15 protein-coding genes, 2 tRNA genes and 3 rRNA genes are annotated in these 24,517 nt (G+C 55.5%); 15 read left to right on the top strand and 5 right to left on the bottom strand.

Going from position 1 to position 24,517, the window contains the following annotated elements; translation table 11 throughout:
• Positions 1 to 5: 5 nt before the first annotated feature.
• The gene (gene glyS, locus DBR02_RS09510; protein WP_063449957.1) at positions 6 to 2,075 is read left to right on the top strand and encodes a glycine--tRNA ligase subunit beta; all 2,070 of its coding nucleotides are present in this window, start codon (positions 6 to 8) and stop codon (positions 2,073 to 2,075) included.
• Positions 2,076 to 2,237: 162 nt separating this feature from the next.
• On the opposite strand, the gene fadA is transcribed toward glyS, so the two are convergent.
• Together fadA and fadB are read right to left on the bottom strand one after the other, a co-directional pair.
• On the bottom strand, positions 2,238 to 3,401 hold the full coding sequence (gene fadA, locus DBR02_RS09505) for an acetyl-CoA C-acyltransferase FadA (protein ID WP_063865822.1): 1,164 nt from the start codon (positions 3,399 to 3,401) through the stop codon (positions 2,238 to 2,240).
• Between the two features lie 9 nt (positions 3,402 to 3,410).
• Positions 3,411 to 5,600 (bottom strand): fatty acid oxidation complex subunit alpha FadB, encoded by a 2,190-nt coding sequence (fadB, locus tag DBR02_RS09500; protein ID WP_107534181.1) that lies wholly within the window; start codon positions 5,598 to 5,600, stop codon positions 3,411 to 3,413.
• Positions 5,601 to 5,790: 190 nt separating this feature from the next.
• Between fadB and pepQ the strand changes: the two genes are divergently transcribed.
• The 11 genes from pepQ to birA all read left to right on the top strand — a co-directional run bounded on the left by pepQ (position 5,791) and on the right by birA (position 17,319).
• Positions 5,791 to 7,122, top strand: coding sequence for a Xaa-Pro dipeptidase (gene pepQ, locus DBR02_RS09490; RefSeq protein ID WP_107534180.1), 1,332 nt, complete (start codon positions 5,791 to 5,793; stop codon positions 7,120 to 7,122).
• Complete coding sequence (locus tag DBR02_RS09485) at positions 7,122 to 7,736, top strand: IMPACT family protein (protein WP_064910954.1); 615 nt, start codon at positions 7,122 to 7,124, stop codon at positions 7,734 to 7,736. The genes pepQ and DBR02_RS09485 overlap by 1 nt, the downstream gene beginning before the upstream one ends.
• 41 nt (positions 7,737 to 7,777) lie before the next feature.
• On the top strand, positions 7,778 to 9,229 hold the full coding sequence (gene trkH, locus DBR02_RS09480; RefSeq protein ID WP_063865811.1) for a Trk system potassium transporter TrkH: 1,452 nt from the start codon (positions 7,778 to 7,780) through the stop codon (positions 9,227 to 9,229).
• Between the two features lie 10 nt (positions 9,230 to 9,239).
• The gene (gene hemG, locus DBR02_RS09475) at positions 9,240 to 9,785 is read left to right on the top strand and encodes a menaquinone-dependent protoporphyrinogen IX dehydrogenase (RefSeq protein ID WP_063865809.1); all 546 of its coding nucleotides are present in this window, start codon (positions 9,240 to 9,242) and stop codon (positions 9,783 to 9,785) included.
• A 355-nt stretch (positions 9,786 to 10,140) separates the two neighbouring features.
• Positions 10,141 to 11,682, top strand: a 16S ribosomal RNA gene (locus DBR02_RS09470).
• Between the two features lie 70 nt (positions 11,683 to 11,752).
• Positions 11,753 to 11,829, top strand: a tRNA-Ile gene (locus DBR02_RS09465).
• Between the two features lie 38 nt (positions 11,830 to 11,867).
• Positions 11,868 to 11,943: transfer RNA gene (locus DBR02_RS09460), tRNA-Ala, on the top strand.
• A 170-nt stretch (positions 11,944 to 12,113) separates the two neighbouring features.
• Positions 12,114 to 15,017 (top strand): 23S ribosomal RNA (locus tag DBR02_RS09455).
• Positions 15,018 to 15,081: 64 nt separating this feature from the next.
• Positions 15,082 to 15,197 (top strand): 5S ribosomal RNA (gene rrf, locus DBR02_RS09450).
• The 16S, 23S and 5S rRNA genes sit together here with 2 tRNA genes alongside, the layout of an rRNA operon.
• A gap of 134 nt (positions 15,198 to 15,331) precedes the next feature.
• On the top strand, positions 15,332 to 16,360 hold the full coding sequence (murB, locus tag DBR02_RS09445) for a UDP-N-acetylmuramate dehydrogenase (protein WP_107534178.1): 1,029 nt from the start codon (positions 15,332 to 15,334) through the stop codon (positions 16,358 to 16,360).
• Positions 16,357 to 17,319 (top strand): bifunctional biotin--[acetyl-CoA-carboxylase] ligase/biotin operon repressor BirA, encoded by a 963-nt coding sequence (gene birA, locus DBR02_RS09440; protein WP_063865331.1) that lies wholly within the window; start codon positions 16,357 to 16,359, stop codon positions 17,317 to 17,319. The genes murB and birA overlap by 4 nt, the downstream gene beginning before the upstream one ends.
• A gap of 34 nt (positions 17,320 to 17,353) precedes the next feature.
• Here the strand turns inward: birA and bcsG are convergent, their stop codons facing one another.
• The 3 genes from bcsG to bcsE are packed head-to-tail and all read right to left on the bottom strand — an operon-like array spanning position 17,354 to position 20,779.
• Entirely contained in the window at positions 17,354 to 19,033 is a 1,680-nt protein-coding gene (gene bcsG, locus DBR02_RS09435; RefSeq protein ID WP_063865332.1) for a cellulose biosynthesis protein BcsG, read from the bottom strand.
• A complete protein-coding gene (bcsF, locus tag DBR02_RS09430) occupies positions 19,026 to 19,220 on the bottom strand; it encodes a cellulose biosynthesis protein BcsF (RefSeq protein ID WP_006808586.1) in 195 nt (64 codons plus the stop codon). Before bcsF ends, bcsG begins: the two co-directional genes overlap by 8 nt.
• Positions 19,217 to 20,779, bottom strand: coding sequence for a cellulose biosynthesis c-di-GMP-binding protein BcsE (gene bcsE, locus DBR02_RS09425; protein ID WP_107534176.1), 1,563 nt, complete (start codon positions 20,777 to 20,779; stop codon positions 19,217 to 19,219). The genes bcsF and bcsE overlap by 4 nt, the downstream gene beginning before the upstream one ends.
• Before the next feature lie 173 nt (positions 20,780 to 20,952).
• On the opposite strand from bcsE, the gene bcsR reads away from it, so the two are divergent.
• Genes bcsR through bcsA form a run of 3 tightly spaced genes read left to right on the top strand, consistent with a single transcriptional unit; the run spans position 20,953 to position 24,517 of the window.
• On the top strand, positions 20,953 to 21,141 hold the full coding sequence (bcsR, locus tag DBR02_RS09420) for a cellulose biosynthesis protein BcsR (protein ID WP_003861175.1): 189 nt from the start codon (positions 20,953 to 20,955) through the stop codon (positions 21,139 to 21,141).
• 11 nt (positions 21,142 to 21,152) lie between these two features.
• Positions 21,153 to 21,905, top strand: a complete 753-nt coding sequence (bcsQ, locus tag DBR02_RS09415) for a cellulose biosynthesis protein BcsQ (protein ID WP_107534174.1) — start codon at positions 21,153 to 21,155, stop codon at positions 21,903 to 21,905.
• The gene (gene bcsA / locus DBR02_RS09410; protein ID WP_107534172.1) at positions 21,902 to 24,517 is read left to right on the top strand and encodes a UDP-forming cellulose synthase catalytic subunit; all 2,616 of its coding nucleotides are present in this window, start codon (positions 21,902 to 21,904) and stop codon (positions 24,515 to 24,517) included. Before bcsQ ends, bcsA begins: the two co-directional genes overlap by 4 nt.

Below are 24,517 nucleotides of genomic sequence, written 5' to 3'. Positions count from 1 at the left end.
CGGCCATGTCTGAGAAAACTTTCCTGGTGGAAATCGGCACTGAAGAGCTGCCACCAAAAGCCCTGCGCAGCCTGGCTGAATCTTTCGCTGCGAACGTTACTGCCGAGCTGGATAACGCTGGCCTGGCGCACGGTAAAATTGAGTGGTTTGCTGCGCCGCGTCGTCTGGCGCTGAAGGTGGCAAACCTGGCGGCGTCTCAGCCGGATCGTGAAGTTGAGAAACGTGGCCCGGCCATTGCTCAGGCGTTCGACGCGGAAGGCAAGCCGAGCAAAGCGGCAGAAGGCTGGGCGCGCGGTTGCGGTATCACCGTTGACCAGGCCGAGCGTCTGACCACCGATAAAGGTGAATGGCTGCTGTATCGTGCCCACGTGAAAGGCGAAAGCGCGGAAGCGCTGCTGCCAGATATGATCGCGACTTCGCTGGCTAAGCTGCCGATTCCTAAGCTGATGCGCTGGGGCGCGTCCGACGTACACTTCGTGCGTCCGGTGCACACCGTGACCCTGCTGCTGGGCGATACCGTTATTCCAGCAACCATTCTGGGCGTGGCGTCCGATCGCGTGATCCGCGGCCATCGCTTTATGGGCGAGCCAGAGTTCACCATCGACAATGCCGACCAGTACCCGCAGATCCTGCTGGAGCGCGGTAAAGTTATTGCTGACTACGAACAGCGTAAAGCCAAAATTAAAGCGGACGCAGAAGAAGCGGCGCGTAAGATTGGCGGTAATGCCGATCTGAGCGACAGCCTGCTGGAAGAGGTAACTTCTCTGGTGGAATGGCCGGTTGTGCTGACCGCGAAATTCGAAGAGAAATTCCTGGCCGTTCCGGCAGAAGCGCTGGTTTACACCATGAAGGGTGACCAGAAGTACTTCCCGGTTTACGCCAACGACGGCAAGCTGCTGCCAAACTTCATCTTCGTGGCGAACATCGAATCGAAAGATCCGATCCAGATTATCTCCGGTAACGAGAAAGTGGTGCGCCCACGTCTGGCGGATGCCGAGTTCTTCTTCAACACCGACCGTAAAAAACGTCTGGAAGATAACCTGCCGCGTCTGCAAACCGTGCTGTTCCAGCAGCAACTGGGTACGCTGCGCGACAAGACCGACCGTATCGCGGAGCTGTCCGGCTGGATTGCCCGTGAGATTGGCGCGGACGTGAACCACGCTACCCGTGCGGGCCTGCTCTCCAAGTGCGACCTGATGACCAACATGGTGTTCGAATTCACCGACACCCAGGGCGTCATGGGCATGCATTACGCGCGTCACGATGGCGAAGCGGAAGACGTGGCGGTGGCCCTGAACGAGCAGTATCAGCCGCGCTTTGCCGGTGACGATCTGCCGTCCAACCCGGTTGCCTGCGCCGTGGCGATTGCCGATAAGATGGACACCCTGGCGGGTATCTTCGGTATCGGTCAGCATCCGAAAGGCGATAAAGACCCGTTTGCGCTGCGTCGCGCCGCGCTGGGCGTGCTGCGTATCATCGTCGAGAAGAACCTGAACCTCGATCTGCAAACGCTGACGGAAGAAGCGGTGCGTCTGTACGGCGATAAGCTGACCAACGCGAAGGTTGTGGATGATGTTATCGACTTTATGCTCGGTCGTTTCCGCGCGTGGTATCAGGACGAAGGTTACTCCGTTGATACCATTCAGGCGGTGCTGGCGCGTCGTCCGACCCGTCCGGCAGATTTCGATGCGCGTATGAAAGCGGTATCCCACTTCCGTACGCTGGAAGCGGCGTCTGCTCTGGCTGCGGCCAATAAGCGTGTATCTAACATCCTCGCAAAATCCGACGAGACGCTGAACGAGCGTGTAAACGCCGCGACGCTGAAAGAGCCGGAAGAGATTGCTCTGGCGATGCAGGTTGTGGTGCTGCGCGACAAGCTTGAGCCGTACTTCGCGGAAGGCCGCTACCAGGAAGCGCTGGTGGAGCTGGCGGAGCTGCGTGACATCATCGACGCCTTCTTCGAGAAAGTGATGGTAAACGTGGAAGATAAAGAGCTGCGTATTAACCGTCTCTCTATGCTCGAGAAACTGCGTGAGCTGTTCCTGCGCGTGGCGGATATTTCGCTGCTGCAATGATGTAAAAAACCCGCCCCTGACAGGCGGGAAGAACGGCAACTAAACTGTCTCTCTTCGCCAATGGCGATAGTGGCGGTGAGATACCTCTCGTAGGCCGGGAAAGCGCAGCGCCTCCCGGCAAAAGCCCGATGGCGCGAAGCTTATCGGGCCTACGTTATAGCCTTACACTCTCTCAAATACCGTCGCGATCCCCTGACCCAACCCGATACACATCGTTGCCAGCCCGAACTGGGCATCTTTGCGTTCCATCAGGTTGATCAGCGTGGTGCTGATACGCGCTCCGGAGCAGCCCAGCGGGTGACCGAGGGCGATCGCGCCGCCGTTGAGGTTAATCTTCTCGTCGATCTGATCCATCAGGCCCAGATCTTTAATGCACGGCAGGATCTGTGCGGCGAAGGCTTCGTTCATCTCGAACAGGTCGATATCACTTGCGCTCAGCCCCGCTTTTTTCAGCGCCAGTTTTGACGCCGGAACCGGACCGTAGCCCATGATCGACGGGTCGCAACCTACGACCGCCATCGAACGCACGCGGGCGCGTGGCGTCAGGCCTAATTCGCGGGCGCGGCTTTCGCTCATCACCAGCATCGCGGCGGCGCCGTCGGACAGGGCAGAAGAGGTGCCCGCCGTTACCGTGCCGGTGACCGGATCAAAAGCCGGACGCAGGGTAGAAAGCGCGTCGACCGTGGTCTCAGGACGGATAACTTCGTCGTAGCTGAACTGCTTCAGTACGCCGTCCGCGTCGTGTCCGCCGGTTGGGATAATCTCATTCTTAAAAGCGCCAGACTGCGTGGCGGCCCAGGCGCGGGCGTGAGAGCGCGCGGCAAAAGCATCCTGCATTTCGCGGCTGATACCGTGCAGGCGGGAGAGCATTTCGGCGGTCAGGCCCATCATGCCTGCGGCTTTCGCCACGTTGCGGCTCATGCCAGGGTGGAAATCAACCCCGTGGCTCATCGGCACGTGGCCCATGTGCTCGACGCCGCCGACCAGGCAGGCCTGCGCATCGCCGGTCATGATCATGCGCGCCGCATCATGCAGCGCCTGCATTGACGAACCGCACAGACGGTTGACGGTGACCGCCGGAACCGAATGCGGGATCTCCGCCAGCAGCGACGCGTTGCGGGCGATGTTGAAGCCCTGCTCAAGCGTTTGCTGCACGCAGCCCCAGTAGATATCGTCGAGCGCTGCCGGGTCCAGCGCCGGATTACGCGCCAGCAGGCTACGCATCAGGTGCGCGGAAAGATCTTCCGCGCGCACGTTACGGAACGCGCCGCCTTTTGAACGGCCCATCGGGGTGCGAATCGCATCAACAATGACAACCTTTTCCATTGTGACTCCTTAAGCCGTTTTCAGTGCGCCAACCGGACGGGCGGGCTCAACTGCTGGGTAGTAGGGTTCGTTATGGCGCGCTTTGTTACGCAGGCCTTCCGGCACGTCGTACAGCGGGCCGAGGTGCTGATACTGCTGCGCCATATCGAGGTAGCGGGCACTGCCGAGCGTATCCAGCCAGCGGAACGCGCCGCCGTGGAACGGAGGGAAGCCCAGGCCGTACACCAGCGCCATATCCGCTTCTGCCGGGCTGGCGATAATGCCTTCTTCGAGGCAGCGCACCACTTCGTTGATCATCGGAATCATCATGCGGGCAATAATTTCGTCGTCGGTGAAGTCGCGTTTCGGCTGGCATACGTCGGCCAGCAGGCCATCCACCGCCGGATCTTCCTCTTTCTTCGGCTTGCCTTTGCTGTCTTCTTTATAACGCCAGAAGCCCATGCCGTTTTTTTGCCCGAAGCGGTTGGCGTCGAACAGGGCGTCAATCGCGTCGCGATAATCTTTCTGCATGCGCTGCGGGAAGCCCGCTGCCATCACCGCCTGAGCGTGATGCGCGGTGTCGATCCCGACCACGTCCAGCAGATAGGCCGGGCCCATCGGCCAGCCGAACTGTTTTTCCATCACTTTGTCGATCTTGCGGAAGTCCGCGCCGTCGCGCAGCAGCTGGCTGAAGCCGGCAAAGTAGGGGAACAGCACGCGGTTAACGAAGAAGCCCGGGCAGTCGTTAACGACGATTGGCGTTTTGCCCATTTTGCTGGCCCACGCCACCACTTTGGCGATGGTGTCGTCGGAGGTTTTTTCCCCGCGGATCACTTCGACCAGCGGCATGCGGTGCACCGGGTTAAAGAAGTGCATTCCGCAGAAGTTTTCCGGACGCTTCAGCACGCTTGCGAGCTCGCTGATAGGAATGGTGGAGGTGTTGGAGGCCAGCACGGTCTCAGGACGCACCTTCTCTTCCGTTTCGGCCAGCACCGCTTTTTTGACTTTCGGATTCTCAACGACCGCTTCAACCACCACGTCCACGCGGTCAAAGCCGCTGTATTCCAGCGTTGGCTGGATGGTGGAGATCACGCCGGAGAGTTTCATGCCGTCAATTTTGCCGCGCTCAAGCTGTTTATTCAGCAGCTTGGCGGCTTCGGTCATGCCCAGCGTCAGGGATTTTTCGTTGATGTCTTTCATCACCACCGGCACGCCTTTCCAGGCCGACTGGTAAGCAATACCGCCACCCATAATGCCGGCGCCGAGCACCGCCGCGTGTTTTGGCGTTTCAACGTTTTTGGTCAGCTGCTTAGCCTTGCCCTTCACGAACTGATCGTTCAGGAAGATGCCAACCAGCGCGCGGGCTTCATTGGTATGCGCCAGCGGGACAAAGCTCTGGTTTTCAAGCTTCAGGGCTTCATCACGGCCCAGACGGGCTGCCGCTTCAATGGTTTTCACCGCCGTGATTGGCGCCGGGTAATGTTTACCCGCCGTCTGCATCACCATGCCTTTGGCGATAGTGAAGCTCATGGTGGCTTCAATCTTGCTGAGCTTTAACGGCTCCAGCTTCGGCTGGCGTTTGGCTTTCCAGTCGAGATCGCCATTAATCGCCTGACGCAGAATGGCGAGTGCTCCTTCAACCAGCTTCTCTGGTTTCACGACGCCGTCGACCAGGCCGATTTTCTGCGCCTGTTCTGCACCCACGTCTTTACCGGCAGCGATGATTTCCAGGGCGCTGTCCGCACCCAGCATGCGTGGCATACGCACGGAACCGCCAAAGCCCGGCATGATGCCCAGCTTGGTTTCCGGCAGGCCGATGCGCAGGTCCGGCGTTGCCAGACGGTAATCGGTCGCCAGCACGCATTCGCAGCCGCCGCCCAGCGCGTAGCCGTTAACGGCGGAAATCGTTGGCACAGGTAAATCTTCCAGACGATTAAAGACGCTGTTGGCAAAGTGCAGCCACTGGCTCAGCTGCTCCTCAGGAACCTGGAACAACGACAGGAATTCGGTGATATCCGCACCAACGATAAAGGCCGCTTTGTTGGAGCGCAGCAGCAGCCCTTTTAAATCTGATTGCTTTTCAAGTACATCCAGCGCCTGGCCAAGACTGGCCACCGTCGCGGTATCAAGCTTGTTCACTGAGCCGGGGGCATCGAACACCAGTTCGGCAATGCCATCTTCCAGCCAGTCTACGTACAGGGTGTCGCCTTTGTAGAGCATGTCGGTCTCCTGAATCCAGCAATTGGATCTGGTCATACCAGATGAGACGGAGTGTGGAATTTATGTTAATAAAATGCAAATTACTCATTAAGAAATTGCTGCACTGATCACGGTCGGTGGAAATCACGCAGCCGGAGTGAGGTGTGCTAAGATGCGATGACTTGAGGTCAAAAAAACGAAAGGAAGAATGATGGACTCACTGGCTTCGCTCTATAAAAATCATATCGTTACCCTACAGGAACGTACCCGCGATGTACTGGCCCGCTTCAAGCTGGATGCTCTGCTGATCCACTCCGGCGAGCTGATGAATACGTTTCTTGATGACCATGCTTATCCGTTCAAGGTTAACCCGCAGTTTAAAGCCTGGGTGCCGGTGACACAGGTTCCAAATTGCTGGCTGCTGGTGGATGGCGTGAACAAGCCGAAACTGTGGTTCTACCTGCCGGTCGATTACTGGCACAACGTGGAACCGCTGCCGACCTCATTCTGGACCGAAGAAATTGACGTGATTGCGCTGCCAAAAGCGGACGGCATTGGCAGCCAACTGCCAGCGGCGCGCGGCAACATCGGCTACATTGGCCCGGTTCCCGAGCGTGCGCTGGGTCTGGATATTCCGGCAGATAAACTTAACCCGAAAGGCGTGCTGGATTATCTGCACTACTATCGCGCCTACAAGACTGACTATGAACTTTACTGCATGCGTGAAGCGCAAAAAACGGCGGTGAATGGCCACCGTGCGGCGCATGAAGCGTTCCAGTCCGGCATGAGCGAGTTCGATATCAATCAGGCCTACCTGACCGCGACCGGCCATCGCGATACCGATGTGCCTTACAGCAACATCGTGGCGCTGAATGAGCATGCCTCTGTTCTGCACTACACCAAACTGGATCATCAGGTTCCGGCTGAGATGCGCAGCTTCCTGCTGGATGCCGGCGCAGAGTACAATGGCTATGCGGCAGACCTGACCCGTACCTGGGCGGCGAATGCGGATACCGATTTCGCGCAGCTGATTAAAGACGTGAACGATGAACAGCTGGCGCTGATTGGCACCATGAAAGCGGGAACCAGCTATGTGGATTACCACATCCAGTTCCATCAGCGCATCGCGAAACTGCTGCGTAAGCATCAGATCGTCAAAGACATGAGCGAAGAGGCGATGGTTGAGAACGATCTGACCGGGCCATTTATGCCGCACGGTATCGGCCACCCGCTGGGTTTGCAGGTTCATGACGTCGCAGGCTTTATGCAGGATGATACCGGTACGCACCTGGCGGCACCGTCTAAATATCCTTATCTGCGCTGCACCCGCGTTCTGGCGCCGCGTATGGTATTGACCATCGAGCCGGGCATCTACTTTATTGAATCCCTGCTGGCGCCGTGGCGTGAAGGCCAATTCAGCAAGCACTTCAACTGGGAAAAAATTGACGCGCTGAAGCCGTTTGGCGGCATTCGTATCGAGGATAACGTGGTTATTCACGAGAACAGCATTGAGAACATGACGCGAGATCTGAAGCTGGCCTGATGGAAAGCTGGCTGATACCGGCTGAGCCGGTCACCTTTGTTGAGGAAATCAAAAAAAGCCGCTTTATCACGCTGTTGGCGCATACCGACGGCGTGGAGGCGGCGAAGGCGTTCGTCGAGTCCGTTCGCGCGCAGCACCCCGATGCCCGCCACCACTGTGTGGCGTGGGTCGCAGGGCCGCCGAATGACTCACAGCAGCTCGGGTTTTCTGATGACGGTGAACCGGCGGGCACGGCCGGAAAACCGATGCTCTCCCAGCTAATGGGCAGCGGTGTGGGTGAAATCACCGCCGTCGTTGTGCGCTACTACGGTGGCATTTTGTTAGGCACAGGCGGCCTGGTTAAAGCCTACGGCGGTGGTGTTCAGCAGGCGCTTAATCTTCTGATAACGACCCGCAAAACGCCGCTGACAGAATATACTTTGTTATGCGATTACGCCCAGCTATCGGGTATCGAAGCACTGCTTAAACAGTTTAACGGCGTCATCGCACACAGTGATTATCAGGCAATGGTGCAACTACGCGTGGCGCTTCCTCAGGCGGAACTGGCTGCTTTTTCAGCAAAACTCGCTGATTTTAGTCGCGGTTCATTGCAATTACTGCCGATTGAAGAATAATCCCCACCTCATCATTTTGAATACCTAAGGAAGCGGCAGAGATGCATTTTCGTGCCATTACCCGAATCGTTGGATTGCTGGTCATACTTTTCTCCGGGACGATGATCATCCCCGGACTGGTGGCGCTCATCTACCGGGACGGTGCGGGGCGTGCATTCACGCAAACCTTTTTTGTCGCGCTGACGATTGGCTCGCTGCTGTGGTGGCCAAACCGTCGTGAGAAGGGTGAGCTGAAATCCCGTGAGGGTTTTTTGATTGTGGTCCTGTTCTGGACGGTACTGGGAAGCGTGGGTGCGCTGCCGTTTATCTTCTCTGAACAACCGAATCTCACCATCACGGATGCGTTTTTTGAATCGTTCTCAGGTTTAACGACCACCGGCGCCACCACGCTTGTGGGGCTGGATTCGCTCCCGCATGCGATTCTCTTTTACCGGCAGATGCTCCAGTGGTTTGGCGGTATGGGGATCATCGTCCTGGCGGTGGCTATCCTGCCGATTCTGGGCGTCGGGGGGATGCAGCTTTACCGGGCAGAAATGCCTGGCCCGCTGAAAGATAACAAGATGCGCCCGCGTATTGCGGAGACGGCGAAAACCCTGTGGCTTATATATGTCCTGTTGACGGTGGCCTGCGCGCTGGCGCTGTGGTTCGCCGGAATGCCCGCGTTCGACGCCATCGGGCACAGCTTCGCGACTATCGCCATCGGCGGGTTTTCTACCCATGATGCCAGCGTCGGTTACTTCGACAGCCCGACAATCAATACCATCATTGCCATCTTTCTGCTGATCTCAGGCTGTAACTACGGTCTACACTTCTCGTTGCTCAGCGGACGTAGCCTGAAGGTGTACTGGCGCGACCCGGAATTCCGGATGTTTATTGGCGTCCAGCTGACCCTGGTGATCATCTGTACCCTGGTACTGTGGTTCCATGATGTCTATAACTCGGCGGTCACGACCCTGAACCAGGCCTTCTTCCAGGTGGTATCGATGGCGACAACCGCCGGTTTCACCACGGACAGTATTGCGCGTTGGCCGCTGTTCCTGCCGGTGCTGCTGCTGTGCTCTGCGTTTATCGGCGGTTGCGCCGGTTCGACGGGCGGTGGTCTGAAGGTGATCCGTATTCTGCTGCTGTTCAAGCAGGGGAACCGTGAGCTGAAACGTCTGGTGCATCCGAATGCGGTTTACAGCATTAAGCTGGGGAACCGCGCGCTGCCGGAGCGTATCCTCGAAGCGGTGTGGGGATTCTTCTCCGCTTATGCGCTGGTCTTTATTGTCAGTATGCTGGCGATTATCGCCACGGGTGTGGATGATTTCTCTGCCTTCGCCTCTGTGGTGGCAACGTTAAACAATCTGGGGCCGGGGCTGGGCGTTGTGGCGGATAACTTCGCCAGTATGAACCCGGTGGCGAAGTGGATCTTAATTGCCAATATGCTGTTTGGGCGTCTTGAGGTCTTTACGTTGCTGGTGCTGTTTACCCCAACATTCTGGCGTGAGTAAGGAGACATAAGTGAAAACGTTAATTCTTTTCTCAACGCGTGACGGTCAAACGCGTGAGATTGCTTCTTATCTGGCTTCTGAACTCACAGAGCTGGGCATTCATTCTGATGTGGTGAACCTGAATCGCACAGAACAGATTGCCTGGCAGGATTACGACCGTGTGGTCATTGGTGCTTCAATTCGTTACGGTCATTTCCACCCTGCGCTGGATCGTTTTGTGAAAAAGCATACGGCGGAACTCGCGAAGCGGCCTGGCGCGTTTTACTCGGTCAACCTGGTTGCCCGTAAAGCGGAGAAGCGTACGCCGCAGACCAACAGCTATACGCGCAAGTTTTTGCTGAATTCGCCATGGCAGCCCGATATCTGTTCTGTCTTTGCGGGCGCGCTGCGTTATCCACGCTATAGCTGGTATGACCGCTTTATGATCCGCCTGATCATGAAGATGACAGGTGGTGAAACGGATACGCGTAAAGAAGTGGTCTACACCGACTGGGCTCAGGTCGCCAGTTTTGCCCGTGAAATTGCGCGTTTAACGGACGATCCGCGGGTTAAATAAGCGTTGAGTTTGAAAAGTGAGCGAACGAAAAGTTTTTTGTATTTAGTGCTTGTCACTTCGGAAGAACTCCCTATAATGCGCCTCCACTGACACGGAACAACGGCACGCAAGCCGCCGGGTCAGCAGAGAAAAGCAAAATAAACGCTTGACTCTGAAGCGGGAAAGCGTAATATGCACACCCCGCGCCGCAGCGAAAACGTAGCGGCACTGCTCTTTAACAATTTATCAGACAATCTGTGTGGGCACTCAAAGTGACATGGATTCTTAACGTCGCAAGACGATAAATGAATACCAAGTCTCAACGAGTGAACACGTAATTCATTACGAAGTTTAATTCATTGAGCATCAAACTTTTAAATTGAAGAGTTTGATCATGGCTCAGATTGAACGCTGGCGGCAGGCCTAACACATGCAAGTCGAACGGTAACAGGAAGCAGCTTGCTGCTTCGCTGACGAGTGGCGGACGGGTGAGTAATGTCTGGGAAACTGCCTGATGGAGGGGGATAACTACTGGAAACGGTAGCTAATACCGCATAACGTCGCAAGACCAAAGAGGGGGACCTTCGGGCCTCTTGCCATCGGATGTGCCCAGATGGGATTAGCTAGTAGGTGGGGTAACGGCTCACCTAGGCGACGATCCCTAGCTGGTCTGAGAGGATGACCAGCCACACTGGAACTGAGACACGGTCCAGACTCCTACGGGAGGCAGCAGTGGGGAATATTGCACAATGGGCGCAAGCCTGATGCAGCCATGCCGCGTGTATGAAGAAGGCCTTCGGGTTGTAAAGTACTTTCAGCGGGGAGGAAGGTGTTGAGGTTAATAACCTCAGCAATTGACGTTACCCGCAGAAGAAGCACCGGCTAACTCCGTGCCAGCAGCCGCGGTAATACGGAGGGTGCAAGCGTTAATCGGAATTACTGGGCGTAAAGCGCACGCAGGCGGTCTGTCAAGTCGGATGTGAAATCCCCGGGCTCAACCTGGGAACTGCATTCGAAACTGGCAGGCTAGAGTCTTGTAGAGGGGGGTAGAATTCCAGGTGTAGCGGTGAAATGCGTAGAGATCTGGAGGAATACCGGTGGCGAAGGCGGCCCCCTGGACAAAGACTGACGCTCAGGTGCGAAAGCGTGGGGAGCAAACAGGATTAGATACCCTGGTAGTCCACGCCGTAAACGATGTCGACTTGGAGGTTGTGCCCTTGAGGCGTGGCTTCCGGAGCTAACGCGTTAAGTCGACCGCCTGGGGAGTACGGCCGCAAGGTTAAAACTCAAATGAATTGACGGGGGCCCGCACAAGCGGTGGAGCATGTGGTTTAATTCGATGCAACGCGAAGAACCTTACCTACTCTTGACATCCAGAGAACTTAGCAGAGATGCTTTGGTGCCTTCGGGAACTCTGAGACAGGTGCTGCATGGCTGTCGTCAGCTCGTGTTGTGAAATGTTGGGTTAAGTCCCGCAACGAGCGCAACCCTTATCCTTTGTTGCCAGCGGTTAGGCCGGGAACTCAAAGGAGACTGCCAGTGATAAACTGGAGGAAGGTGGGGATGACGTCAAGTCATCATGGCCCTTACGAGTAGGGCTACACACGTGCTACAATGGCGCATACAAAGAGAAGCGACCTCGCGAGAGCAAGCGGACCTCATAAAGTGCGTCGTAGTCCGGATTGGAGTCTGCAACTCGACTCCATGAAGTCGGAATCGCTAGTAATCGTGGATCAGAATGCCACGGTGAATACGTTCCCGGGCCTTGTACACACCGCCCGTCACACCATGGGAGTGGGTTGCAAAAGAAGTAGGTAGCTTAACCTTCGGGAGGGCGCTTACCACTTTGTGATTCATGACTGGGGTGAAGTCGTAACAAGGTAACCGTAGGGGAACCTGCGGTTGGATCACCTCCTTACCTTAAAGAACCTGCCTTTGTAGTGCTCACACAGATTGTCTGATGAAAAACAGCAGTAAAAAACCTCTACAGGCTTGTAGCTCAGGTGGTTAGAGCGCACCCCTGATAAGGGTGAGGTCGGTGGTTCAAGTCCACTCAGGCCTACCAAATTTGCAACGCAAATTTGAAGAGGTTGTTTATACGATGGGGCTATAGCTCAGCTGGGAGAGCGCCTGCCTTGCACGCAGGAGGTCTGCGGTTCGATCCCGCATAGCTCCACCATCTTTTACTGCGAACACAAGAAAACTTCAGAGTGAACCTGAAAAGGTGCACTGCGAAGTTTTGCTCTTTAAAAATCTGGATCAAGCTGAAAATTGAAACGACACACAGCTCATGTGTGTTCGAGTCTCTCAAATTTTCGCAATCAGAAGTGAAACATCTTCGGGTTGTGAGGTTAAGCGACTAAGCGTACACGGTGGATGCCCTGGCAGTCAGAGGCGATGAAGGACGTGCTAATCTGCGAAAAGCGACGGCGAGGTGATATGAACCTTTGACCCGTCGATGTCCGAATGGGGAAACCCAGTGCAATCCGTTGCACTATCGTTAACTGAATACATAGGTTAACGAGGCGAACCGGGGGAACTGAAACATCTAAGTACCCCGAGGAAAAGAAATCAACCGAGATTCCCCCAGTAGCGGCGAGCGAACGGGGAGCAGCCCGGAGTCTGAATCAGCTTGTGTGTTAGTGGAACGGTCTGGAAAGTCCGACGGTACAGGGTGATAGTCCCGTACACGAAAACACACTTGTTGTGAACTCGAAGAGTAGGGCGGGACACGTGGTATCCTGTCTGAATATGGGGGGACCATCCTCCAAGGCTAAATACTCCTGACTGACCGATAGTGAACCAGTACCGTGAGGGAAAGGCGAAAAGAACCCCGGCGAGGGGAGTGAAAAAGAACCTGAAACCGTGTACGTACAAGCAGTGGGAGCCTCTTTATGGGGTGACTGCGTACCTTTTGTATAATGGGTCAGCGACTTATATTCTGTAGCAAGGTTAACCGTATAGGGGAGCCGAAGGGAAACCGAGTCTTAACTGGGCGTTAAGTTGCAGGGTATAGACCCGAAACCCGGTGATCTAGCCATGGGCAGGTTGAAGGTTGGGTAACACTAACTGGAGGACCGAACCGACTAATGTTGAAAAATTAGCGGATGACCTGTGGCTGGGGGTGAAAGGCCAATCAAACCGGGAGATAGCTGGTTCTCCCCGAAAGCTATTTAGGTAGCGCCTCGTGAATTCATCTTCGGGGGTAGAGCACTGTTTCGGCTAGGGGGCCATCCCGGCTTACCAACCCGATGCAAACTACGAATACCGAAGAATGTTATCACGGGAGACACACGGCGGGTGCTAACGTCCGTCGTGAAGAGGGAAACAACCCAGACCGCCAGCTAAGGTCCCAAAGTCATGGTTAAGTGGGAAACGATGTGGGAAGGCACAGACAGCCAGGATGTTGGCTTAGAAGCAGCCATCATTTAAAGAAAGCGTAATAGCTCACTGGTCGAGTCGGCCTGCGCGGAAGATGTAACGGGGCTAAACCATGCACCGAAGCTGCGGCAGCGACACTATGTGTTGTTGGGTAGGGGAGCGTTCTGTAAGCCGTTGAAGGTGGCCTGTGAGGGTTGCTGGAGGTATCAGAAGTGCGAATGCTGACATAAGTAACGATAAAGCGGGTGAAAAGCCCGCTCGCCGGAAGACCAAGGGTTCCTGTCCAACGTTAATCGGGGCAGGGTGAGTCGACCCCTAAGGCGAGGCCGAAAGGCGTAGTCGATGGGAAACAGGTTAATATTCCTGTACTTGGTGTTACTGCGAAGGGGGGACGGAGAAGGCTATGTCAGCCGGGCGACGGTTGTCCCGGTTTAAGCATGTAGGCGGAGGTTCCAGGTAAATCCGGTACCTTTTAACGCTGAGGTGTGATGACGAGGCACTACGGTGCTGAAGTGATAAATGCCCTGCTTCCAGGAAAAGCCTCTAAGCATCAGGTAACACGAAATCGTACCCCAAACCGACACAGGTGGTCAGGTAGAGAATACCAAGGCGCTTGAGAGAACTCGGGTGAAGGAACTAGGCAAAATGGTGCCGTAACTTCGGGAGAAGGCACGCTGATATGTAGGTGAAGTCCCTGCGGACGGAGCTGAAATCAGTCGAAGATACCAGCTGGCTGCAACTGTTTATTAAAAACACAGCACTGTGCAAACACGAAAGTGGACGTATACGGTGTGACGCCTGCCCGGTGCCGGAAGGTTAATTGATGGGGTTAGCGGCAACGCGAAGCTCTTGATCGAAGCCCCGGTAAACGGCGGCCGTAACTATAACGGTCCTAAGGTAGCGAAATTCCTTGTCGGGTAAGTTCCGACCTGCACGAATGGCGTAATGATGGCCAGGCTGTCTCCACCCGAGACTCAGTGAAATTGAACTCGCTGTGAAGATGCAGTGTACCCGCGGCAAGACGGAAAGACCCCGTGAACCTTTACTATAGCTTGACACTGAACACTGGTCCTTGATGTGTAGGATAGGTGGGAGGCTTTGAAGCGTGGACGCCAGTCTGCGTGGAGCCAACCTTGAAATACCACCCTTTAATGGCTGGTGTTCTAACGTAGACCCGTAATCCGGGTTGCGGACAGTGTCTGGTGGGTAGTTTGACTGGGGCGGTCTCCTCCCAAAGAGTAACGGAGGAGCACGAAGGTTGGCTAATCCTGGTCGGACATCAGGAGGTTAGTGCAATGGCATAAGCCAGCTTGACTGCGAGCGTGACGGCGCGAGCAGGTGCGAAAGCAGGTCATAGTGATCCGGTGGTTCTGAATGGAAGGGCCATCGCTCAACGGATAAAAGGTACTCCGGGGATAACAGGCTGATACCGCCCAAGAGTTCATATCGACGGCGGTGTTTGGCACCTCGATGTCGGCTCATCACATCCTGGGGCTGAAGTAGGTCCCAAGGGTATGGCTGTTCGCCATTTAAAGTGGTACGCGAGCTGGGTTTAGAACGTCGTGAGACAGTTCGGTCCCTATCTGCCGTGGGCGCTGGAGAATTGAGGGGGGCTGCTCCTAGTACGAGAGGACCGGAGTGGACGCATCACTGGTGTTCGGGTTGTCATGCCAATGGCACTGCCCGGTAGCTAAATGCGGAAGAGATAAGTGCTGAAAGCATCTAAGCACGAAACTTGCCCCGAGATGAGTTCTCCCTGAGACTTTAAGTCTCCTGAAGGAACGTTGAAGACGACGACGTTGATAGGTCGGGTGTGTAAGCGCAGCGATGCGTTGAGCTAACCGATACTAATGAACCGTGAGGCTTAACCTTACAACGCCGAAGATGTTTTGGCGAAGAGACAGATTTTCAGCCTGATACAGATGAACAGAATTTGCCTGGCGGCTTTAGCGCGGTGGTCCCACCTGACCCCATGCCGAACTCAGAAGTGAAACGCCGTAGCGCCGATGGTAGTGTGGGGTCTCCCCATGTGAGAGTAGGGAACTGCCAGGCATCAAACAAGTGAAGAGGCCATCCGTAAGGATGGCCTTTTTGCGTTTTTGCAGATCCTTCATTTCCATAAACTAATCACCTATCCCTGCGTATATACGGTAAACTACCCCGGTTTTTGCATCAGGATAGCGTCTATGAACCACTCCCTTAAGCCCTGGAATACCTTTGGTATTCAACGAAATGCTAATCAAATTGTACGTGCCGAAAATGCTCAGCAGCTGCTGAACGCGTGGCAGAGCGCAACAGAAAACGGTGAACCCGTACTGATTCTGGGCGAAGGAAGTAATGTCCTGTTTCTCGATGATTTTGCGGGAACGGTGATCGTCAACCGCATCATGGGAATTGACGTTGAAGAGCGCGCTGACAGCTGGCATTTACGCGTGGGTGCTGGCGAAAACTGGCACCGTCTGGTGCAATATACCCTTGAAAAAGGGATGCCCGGGCTGGAAAACCTGGCCCTGATCCCGGGCTGCGCAGGATCGTCTCCTATTCAAAACATCGGTGCCTACGGCATCGAACTGAAACACGTCTGCGAATACGTCGACTGCATTGAGCTGGCCACGGGTAATGCGCAGCGCTTAACCGCAGAGCAGTGCCGCTTTGGCTATCGCGACAGCATTTTCAAGCACGAGTATCAGGATCGGTTCGTCATTGTGGCCGTTGGTCTGCGTCTGGCAAAGGACTGGAAACCGGTGCTGACTTACGGCGATCTGACTCGCCTCGATCCGGCTACCGTCACACCGCGTGAGGTATTTGATTCCGTTTGCCATATGCGAATGACCAAGCTTCCGGACCCGAAAGTGAACGGAAATGCGGGCAGTTTCTTCAAAAACCCGGTGATCGGCAGCGAAAATGCCAAAGCATTTCTCACCGGCTGGCCAACGGCTCCGCATTATCCTCAGGCGGATGGCAGCGTGAAGCTGGCCGCAGGCTGGCTTATCGATCAATGTGATTTAAAAGGTACCACTGTTGGTGGCGCTGCTGTTCACCGTCAGCAGGCACTGGTACTGATCAACCAGTCCAGCGCGACGAGTGAAGATGTCGTCAACCTGGCGCACCATGTTCGCCAGCGCGTGGGCGAAAAATTTAACGTCTGGCTGGAGCCTGAAGTTCGCTTTATTGGCCGAACAGGCGAAGTGAATGCCGTGGAGACCATTGCGTGAAGGACAATACGATTCCGTTAACTCTCATCGGCATTCTGGCAGATGGCGAGTTTCATTCTGGTGAGCAGCTGGGCGAGCAGCTGGGCATGAGCCGCGCTGCTATCAACAAGCATATACAAACGCTCCGCGACTGGGGCGTGGATGTGTTTACGGTGCCTGGTAAAGGTTATAGCCTGCCGGAACCGATCCAGTTACTGAATGAAGAGATCATTCGCAGCCAGATTGGGCACGGCAACGTTGCGGTATTGCCGGTCATTGATTCGACGAACCAGTATCTGCTGGACCGCCTGAGCGAGCTGACATCCGGCGATGCCTGCGTTGCCGAGTATCAACAGGCAGGACGTGGCCGTCGGGGTCGCAAGTGGTTCTCGCCATTTGGCGCCAACCTCTATCTCTCCATGTACTGGCGGCTTGAGCAGGGGCCGGCTGCGGCCATCGGGCTGAGCCTGGTCATCGGTATCGTGATGGCAGAGGTGCTGCACGATCTGGGCGCGGATAAAGTTCGGGTGAAATGGCCGAACGATCTCTATCTCAACGATCGCAAACTGGCGGGTATCCTGGTTGAACTGACGGGAAAAACGGGCGATGCCGCGCAGATCGTCATTGGAGCCGGGCTAAACATGGTAATGCGAAACGTGCAAAACGATGTTGTGAACCAGGCCTGGACCAACCTCCAGGAAGCGGGGATCGCCATCGATCGCAATACGCTTGCAGTCCGGATGATCAATGAATTGCGAAGTTCGCTGACGCTCTTTGAACAGGAGGGGTTAGCCCCGTTCCTCTCCCGCTGGGAAAAGCTGGATAACTTTATTAACCGACCGGTGAAGCTGCTGATTGGGGATAAAGAGATTTACGGCACTTCACGCGGCATTGACGCTCAGGGCGCGTTGCTTCTTGAGCAGGATGGCGTGATTAAGCCCTGGGTGGGCGGTGAAATTTCGTTACGAAGTGCAGAATAACCCTCTCCCCACAGGGGAGAGGGTGTAGCGGCTATCACTGCGGATACGGCACCCAATCCCCGGCATTCAGTCGGACATAAGGCTTGTTCTGATACTGGATCACCACCGCGTTAGCGTTTTCCGATACCTCTGCCGTCTGCGGCAGCCCGCTGGTGAGCTGATCCCAGTTCACGCTATCCTCCACAAACAGCTTACCGTCTACTGCGCGAGCAACCAGTTCCGAGATGGCCAGATAGCTGCTTGGCTGGGTGATCTCAACAGGCGCACCCTGACGCGGCGCCTTCATGCCAAAGAACTTAATCCCGGCCGGAACGTTAGTGATGGACGGGCTTGGGATATCACGCAGGCCAGACACCTGCATCCTGTCGCCTTTCAGCGCTCCACCATGTTCCGGTACCACCACCACCATCACTTTACGCCCTGATTTTTCCAGCTCGGTAAAGAACGCATCCAGCTCGTCAAAGAACTTCTGGGCACGGGCTTTATAATCGGCCGTTTTGCTTACGCCAGGATAGTGATTCCCGTCGTGCAGCGGCAGCGTGTTATAGAACGTCGCGCTTCGCGTCCCTTCTTCTTTGCCGACGGTATCGAACCAGCGCTGAAGCACGGCGGTATCGTCATACACCGGCGAACCATCGAAGCCCAGTAACGTCACCGGCAGCCCTTTCTGGTCCATCAGTGGCGCCTGCATTCCACCCTGTTCACGCACTTCCTTCAGGAAGTTACCGAACTGGCCGTTGTGGCCCATCATCAGGTGCTGCGTAAAGCCGAGTTTTGCCAGGTTATCGAACAGATAGCACTGGTTAGCTGCGGGCTGGTAGAGATTCTTATGCGAAGGCTGCCCACAGCTCGCGCGCAGCAGGCGGATAGCCGCCGGGCCGCTGTAGGAGGTGGCGGAGTTGAAGTCTTTAAACTGTATATCGAAATGCGACCACAGCGGATGCGACATCAACCCGGCCGCATCGACATCCGCCCAGGACAGAGAACAGATGTTAATCACCAGCAGTTCAAACGGCTGAGCATCGGCAGGCAGCGCATCCGGGAATTTCGTCTGGCGCTTATCTTCCGCAGCGTAAAAACTGGAGAGCCACGCGTTCAGGTTAGCGGATGTCGGCGGTGCGGTCTGCGCGGGAATATCCCCTACCACAGGCTTATCCCCTGCTGTCGCGACGGTAGCGGCGGCGGAACCGCCCGTGGTGGTCACGGTTGTTGTCGGCTGACCGGCTGGCCACAGCGAGAAGCTCGGGCCCGTCAGCGTCAGGACGTTTAGCCAGACCATAATCGCGACGACAAACACCGTCACGCGGATCCACTGAGACAGGAACAGCCAGGCGACCAGCAGGACAAATACCGCGCCAATCATCTGCCAGTTAATAAAGCGCTCAACCAGATCGAGCATATAGTCCGTACTGAAACCTGCGACCTGGGAGCCCTGGCTCATGATGCTTTCGGGGCCAGGCAGCCAGGTATCATGCCAGAACAGGGCGAAACCGATGGGGATAGCGACCCAGTGACGTATACGGTGCAGCCTGAGGTTCGGGATTGGCATCAGCAGGAATGCCATAAACACCAGGTTAAGCAGAGGGTGGAAATTAAGGTAGCCTGCCCACAGCAGACCAAACTTCACCAGAAAGTAGAAATTCCAGCCGGACAGGCCGCGCCAGTATTGCCAGAGTGGCGATGGCGCCGAAGAGGTATAGGTAGAATTAGTCATGTTTTCGGTTTGCCTTGACGTTCGGAGCGCGAGTCAGTGTTCCGGCGGGTTTAATATAGCGAGGTTTGACGAACAGTAATCTGACCGTATCGCGAATACGGCGCAGGGAATGGCGCGCATAGTAGCCCAGCGGCAAAAAAATTAGCGCACACAGAACAACCAGTTGAATGATATCGCTGATATTCATAATGGCGCGCTCTCCTTGTTCTCATCCAGTAAACGTAGCGGCTCAGGTACCCGACGCCAGACATGCCCGTCATGCTTCGCGTTGAGAACCGGTACGGCACCGCTTGTTACAGGCAACGGTTTGGCCCACTTTTCGGGTGCCAGGGTACGCATCTGGACAAGCTCAGCAGCAATCAGGTTATCTTCGAACCAGACCATGCGGTTCGAGAAAATATCTCCGGTAGGCAGCGGGAAGATATGGTTCAGCGCGGTATCCAGATCGTTCACCCGGCAGAAGGAGAGGAACAGCACCAGGCGATTATCGCCAATGGTCATGATATCCCCTGTACGATTAGGGCGGCACAAGGTAAGCGCCTGTTCAACACGAATGCCCGGCACGGGACGCAGGGCAACCATCACCCCTTTTCCGTCTGCCGGTAACAGCGTATTGCTTATCATGTTGCCCACCGCGTCGCAGAAGGTGTCCCACTTCTGGTAGCCGCGCAGCTTCATCGGCTGCGTCATGGAAAGCAGGGTGCTGATATCTTCCGGAACGTGGCGGTTAAACTGCTGGCCCTGGATGCTTTCGATCAGCGTCAGACAGCGCGAGAGGGGCGCATTCCAGGGGATGACCATATTAGCGCCACAGCCCAATAACAGGCGCTCATCGGTGGCGCGCAGGCTGGTATTATTTTCACGCACCACGATTTTTAACGCGCTGCCGCGCTGTCGACGTAGCGTGTGAATATGCCTTGCCAGCGTTTCGATTTGGTTATTCTGAATCAACGAGAAGATAATGGTCGCCGCCTGTGTGGTGCGCGCTTCATCAAATAAGGCTTCATTGGTTTCGAACAGTGACCAGTGTTCAGAAAGAGCAGGTGCGCCTTCCAGTACCGCAATATGACTCAGAACGCGTTTTTCATCACTGCGTGGCTGAACCACCGTCTCTTCCTGTTGAGCAAGATGCCACTCATCCCCGACATGTTTGAGGGTAAGCTGCTGTCGGGAGCTCACCCCTTTTTCATTGCACCAGAATGCCACGTCGTATAGATGGCTGTCAGTCTGGACACGAATACTGGCCAGGCCATAGAGGGAGCGGTATTCACTCATTAAAAGTGAAAAAAGCTTGTCGTTATTACTGCCTGGGTTAACCACCAATAAGGTGCAATTTTGATTTTTCGTCCATCTGTTGATTCTTTCCAGCCATTTCAGCAGTTTTTCTGACGGAATATTTTGTAGACCGTTTTGAGAACATTTAAGAATCAGTAAATAGTGTTCAGGAACAATAGAGCACTGAATATCGCGGGGTAAAAAGTATAAACTGTCGGCCTCTGCTGACATGGAAAATAATCGTACTGTCTGGGGTCCACGGTCAGTTTCGAGCCTGATGATTGACTTTGGCTCATCGCCCATCGTAATGACGGCAACGCGGGAATCCTTACCCTGCGCCGCTATCGTCTGGTTTACCAGACTGATGGCATCAGCATTACGATCCGTATTAACCCACCAGACTCCTCCGACTGGCATGTGGCGCAATTCGTCCCATAATGACTGGATGCCAATAGAAAATATGGAGTCCACGGTGTCCCTCTTTTCGTCGAATTTCTATGCCTCTCAGTTTACTAGCGAAAGCGTAGAAATAAACCTAACATTGAAATTAAAGAACATCAGATTTAGCATGTAAATGAATTTCGTGGGCAGGACGCCTCGCTGCATCTGAATCTTATGATTTTACTCAAAGGGATGAAATAAGAATGCAAAATAACGAACCCGCAACGCCAGTCGACTCAAGCCTGGGTTACACATTCCAAAACGATTTTCTGGCGCTCACGCAGGCTTTTTCGTTGCCTGAAATAGATTACACCGATATTTCCCAGCGGGAACAGTTGGCTGCGGCTATTAAACGTTGGCCGTTATTAGCTGAGTTTGCCCAACAACAATAAGGAAGCCATTGATGGCCGTACTAGGATTACAGGGCGTCCGTGGTGGGGTAGGTACAACTTCCGTAACCGCGGCGCTGGCGTGGTCATTGCAGGTTTTAGGTGAATCGGTACTGGTTATTGATGCCTGCTCCGATAATTTGCTGCGCATGTCATTCAATGTCGACTTTACGTATTTAAACGGCTGGGGGCGCGCGCTTCTGGACGATAAAGACTGGCGGGATGCGGGTTTGCGCTATACCTCCCAGCTCGATTTGCTTCCTTTTGGTCAGCTGACGGAAACCGAACGCGGGAATGAAGCCGCGTTTCAGCGCCTGTTCTCTCGCTTCACCACCGCGTTGCAGAGCCTGAAAGAGAAAGGGCACTATCGGTGGATCCTGCTGGACCTGCCGCACGGGGCCGCGTCGCTGACCCGCCAGCTGCTGGCGCAGTGTGACCATGTGCTCTCCATCGCGAACGTAGATGCGAATTGCCATATCCGTCTGCATCAGCAGGCGTTGCCTGCCAATGCCCATATTCTGATCAACGATCTGCGCATTGGCAGCCAGATCCAGGACGATCTGTACCAGGTCTGGCTACAGAGTCAGCGCCGCCTGTTGCCGATGGTGATCCATCGTGACGAAGCGATGGCGGAGTGCCTCGCGTCGAAACAACCCCTTGGGGAGTACCGTAGCGATTCACTGGCGGCGGAAGAGATCCTGACGCTGGCCAACTGGTGTCTGCTGCACTATGCGAAAAGGCCTGAGTCTGCCGGGAGTACGGCATGAGTCGCCTGACCAGCTGGCTGCTTATCCCGCCGGTCAGTTCGCGCTTAAGTGAACGCTATCGCCATTACCGTCATCACGGCGCTTCATCGCTGAGCGCTGCGCTGGGCTGTTTCTGGATGGTTCTGGCGTGGATGTTCATCCCCCTTGAACATCCGTGCTGGCAACGTATTCGTGCGCGCCACGGTGAACTCTATCCGCATATCAACCCTGACAAGCCGCGTCCGCTCGATCCCGCGCGCTACGCTATTCAGTCCATCTGGCTGCTGGCGACCTCAACGGGCGCGGAGAAAAAAACGTCCCGCTGGCGTAGCTTCGATCGGGTGCAGAACCTGCGTGAACGCTATCACCAGTGGCTTGACCGGCTACCCGACCGGGTTGGCGACAGAACGGGACATTTAGATAACCACAAAGAGCTCGGGCACCTCCACCCGGGCTTGCGGCGTTTTATTCTCGGCGTGGTGGTGGCGTTCTCGCTCATTCTGGCGCTGGTCTGTATTACCCAGCCGTTCAACCCGCTGGCGCAGTTTACCTTCCTGATCCTGCTGTGGGGCGTGGCGCTGCTGGTACGGCGCATTCCGGGGCGTTTTTCCGCCCTGATGCTGATTGTGCTGTCGCTGACCGTTTCCTGCCGCTACATCTGGTGGCGTTATACCTCAACGCTGAACTGGGACGATCCGGTCAGCCTGGTGTGCGGGCTAGTGCTGCTGTTTGCGGAAACCTACGCCTGGATCGTGCTGGTGCTGGGTTACTTCCAGGTTATCTGGCCGCTGAATCGTCAGCCGGTGCCGCTGCCAAAAGACACGACCCAGTGGCCAACGGTGGACCTCTTCGTGCCGACCTACAACGAAGATCTGTCGGTGGTGAAAAATACCATCTACGCCGCGCTGGGTATCGACTGGCCGAAGGACAAAATCAAAATCTGGATCCTCGATGACGGTGGCCGCGCCGAGTTCCGCCAGTTCGCAGACGAAGTGGGGGTAGAGTACATCGCCCGTACCACTCACGAACACGCGAAGGCCGGTAACATCAACAATGCGCTGAAATATGCCAAAGGGGAGTTCGTCTCTATTTTTGACTGCGATCACGTGCCAACGCGCTCGTTCCTGCAAATGACGATGGGCTGGTTCCTGAAGGAGAAAGAGCTGGCGATGATGCAGACGCCGCACCACTTCTTCTCGCCGGATCCGTTTGAACGTAACCTCGGTCGTTTCCGCAAAACCCCGAACGAGGGCACGCTGTTCTATGGCCTGGTGCAGGACGGGAATGATATGTGGGACGCCACGTTCTTCTGCGGCTCCTGCGCGGTTATCCGCCGCAAGCCGCTGGATGAAATTGGCGGCATCGCCGTGGAAACGGTCACGGAAGATGCTCACACCTCCCTGCGTCTGCACCGCCTTGGCTATACCTCGGCCTATATGCGCATTCCCCAGGCGGCGGGGCTGGCAACGGAATCCCTGTCGGCACACATCGGCCAGCGTATTCGCTGGGCGCGCGGCATGGTGCAAATCTTCCGTCTCGATAACCCGCTGATGGGCAAAGGGCTGAAGCTGGCGCAGCGCCTGTGCTACGTCAACGCCATGTTCCACTTCCTGTCGGGTATTCCACGGCTTATCTTCCTCACCGCACCGCTGGCGTTCCTGCTCCTTCACGCTTACATCATCTACGCTCCCGCGCTGATGATTGCCCTGTTCGTGCTGCCGCACATGATCCACGCCAGCCTGACGAACTCGAAGATTCAGGGGAAATATCGCCACTCCTTCTGGAGCGAAATTTACGAAACGGTGCTGGCCTGGTACATCGCGCCGCCAACCATGGTGGCGCTGATTAACCCGCATAAAGGGAAATTTAACGTCACCGCGAAGGGCGGGCTGGTGGAAGAGGAGTATGTCGACTGGGTGATCTCCCGGCCCTATATCTTCCTGGTGCTGCTGAATATTGTGGGCGTCATTGTTGGGATCTGGCGCTACTTCTACGGCCCGGAAAACGAAGTCCTGACGGTCTTCGTGAGTATGGCGTGGGTGTTTTATAACCTGATTATCCTCGGTGGCGCGGTGGCGGTATCGGTGGAGAGTAAACAGGTCCGCCGCGCGCATCGCGTCGAAATCAGCATGCCTGCGGCCATTGCCCGCGACGATGGCCATCTCTTCTCCTGTACCGTACATGACTTCTCGGATGGCGGTCTGGGTATCAAGATCAACGGTCAGGCTAAGGTGCTGGAGGGGCAGAAGGTTAACTTACTGCTTAAGCGCGGCCAGCAGGAGTATGTCTTCCCGACGCAGGTTGTACGCGTGAGAGGAAATGAGGTGGGTCTGCAACTGATGCCGCTGACCAAAAAGCAACACATTGATTTTGTGCAGTGTACGTTTGCCCGCGCGGATACGTGGGCTCTCTGGCAGGACAGCTTCCCTGAGGATAAGCCTCTGGAAAGCCTGCTGGATATTCTTAAGCTGGGGTTCCGTGGCTATCGTCACCTTGCAGAATTTGCCCCGTCGTCGGTGAAATTAATTTTCCGGTCACTTACTTCGCTGGTTTCCTGGGTCGTGTCGTTCATTCCGCGTCGGCCTGAGCGAGATGAAGCGAAGCAGGCGGACCCGGTTATGGCTCAACAATGA

It is taken from the genome of Enterobacter cloacae complex sp., from assembly GCF_900322725.1.
GTDB lineage: Bacteria > Pseudomonadota > Gammaproteobacteria > Enterobacterales > Enterobacteriaceae > Enterobacter > Enterobacter quasihormaechei.
The sequence above is the reverse complement of the archived record's forward strand: the minus strand, read 5'-3'. Positions and strand labels throughout refer to the sequence as shown.

Bases quoted from the DNA above. Each gene is read 5' to 3' on its own strand.
- glyS (WP_063449957.1), top strand. From the start codon at position 6: ATGTCTGAGAAAACTTTCCTGGTGGAAATCGGCACTGAAGAGCTGCCA.
- fadA (WP_063865822.1), bottom strand. From the start codon at position 3,401: ATGGAAAAGGTTGTCATTGTTGATGCGATTCGCACCCCGATGGGCCGT.
- fadB (WP_107534181.1), bottom strand. From the start codon at position 5,600: ATGCTCTACAAAGGCGACACCCTGTACGTAGACTGGCTGGAAGATGGC.
- pepQ (WP_107534180.1), top strand. From the start codon at position 5,791: ATGGACTCACTGGCTTCGCTCTATAAAAATCATATCGTTACCCTACAG.
- DBR02_RS09485 (WP_064910954.1), top strand. From the start codon at position 7,122: ATGGAAAGCTGGCTGATACCGGCTGAGCCGGTCACCTTTGTTGAGGAA.
- trkH (WP_063865811.1), top strand. From the start codon at position 7,778: ATGCATTTTCGTGCCATTACCCGAATCGTTGGATTGCTGGTCATACTT.
- murB (WP_107534178.1), top strand. From the start codon at position 15,332: ATGAACCACTCCCTTAAGCCCTGGAATACCTTTGGTATTCAACGAAAT.
- bcsG (WP_063865332.1), bottom strand. From the start codon at position 19,033: ATGACTAATTCTACCTATACCTCTTCGGCGCCATCGCCACTCTGGCAA.
- bcsF (WP_006808586.1), bottom strand. From the start codon at position 19,220: ATGAATATCAGCGATATCATTCAACTGGTTGTTCTGTGTGCGCTAATT.
- bcsR (WP_003861175.1), top strand. From the start codon at position 20,953: ATGCAAAATAACGAACCCGCAACGCCAGTCGACTCAAGCCTGGGTTAC.
- bcsQ (WP_107534174.1), top strand. From the start codon at position 21,153: ATGGCCGTACTAGGATTACAGGGCGTCCGTGGTGGGGTAGGTACAACT.
- bcsA (WP_107534172.1), top strand. From the start codon at position 21,902: ATGAGTCGCCTGACCAGCTGGCTGCTTATCCCGCCGGTCAGTTCGCGC.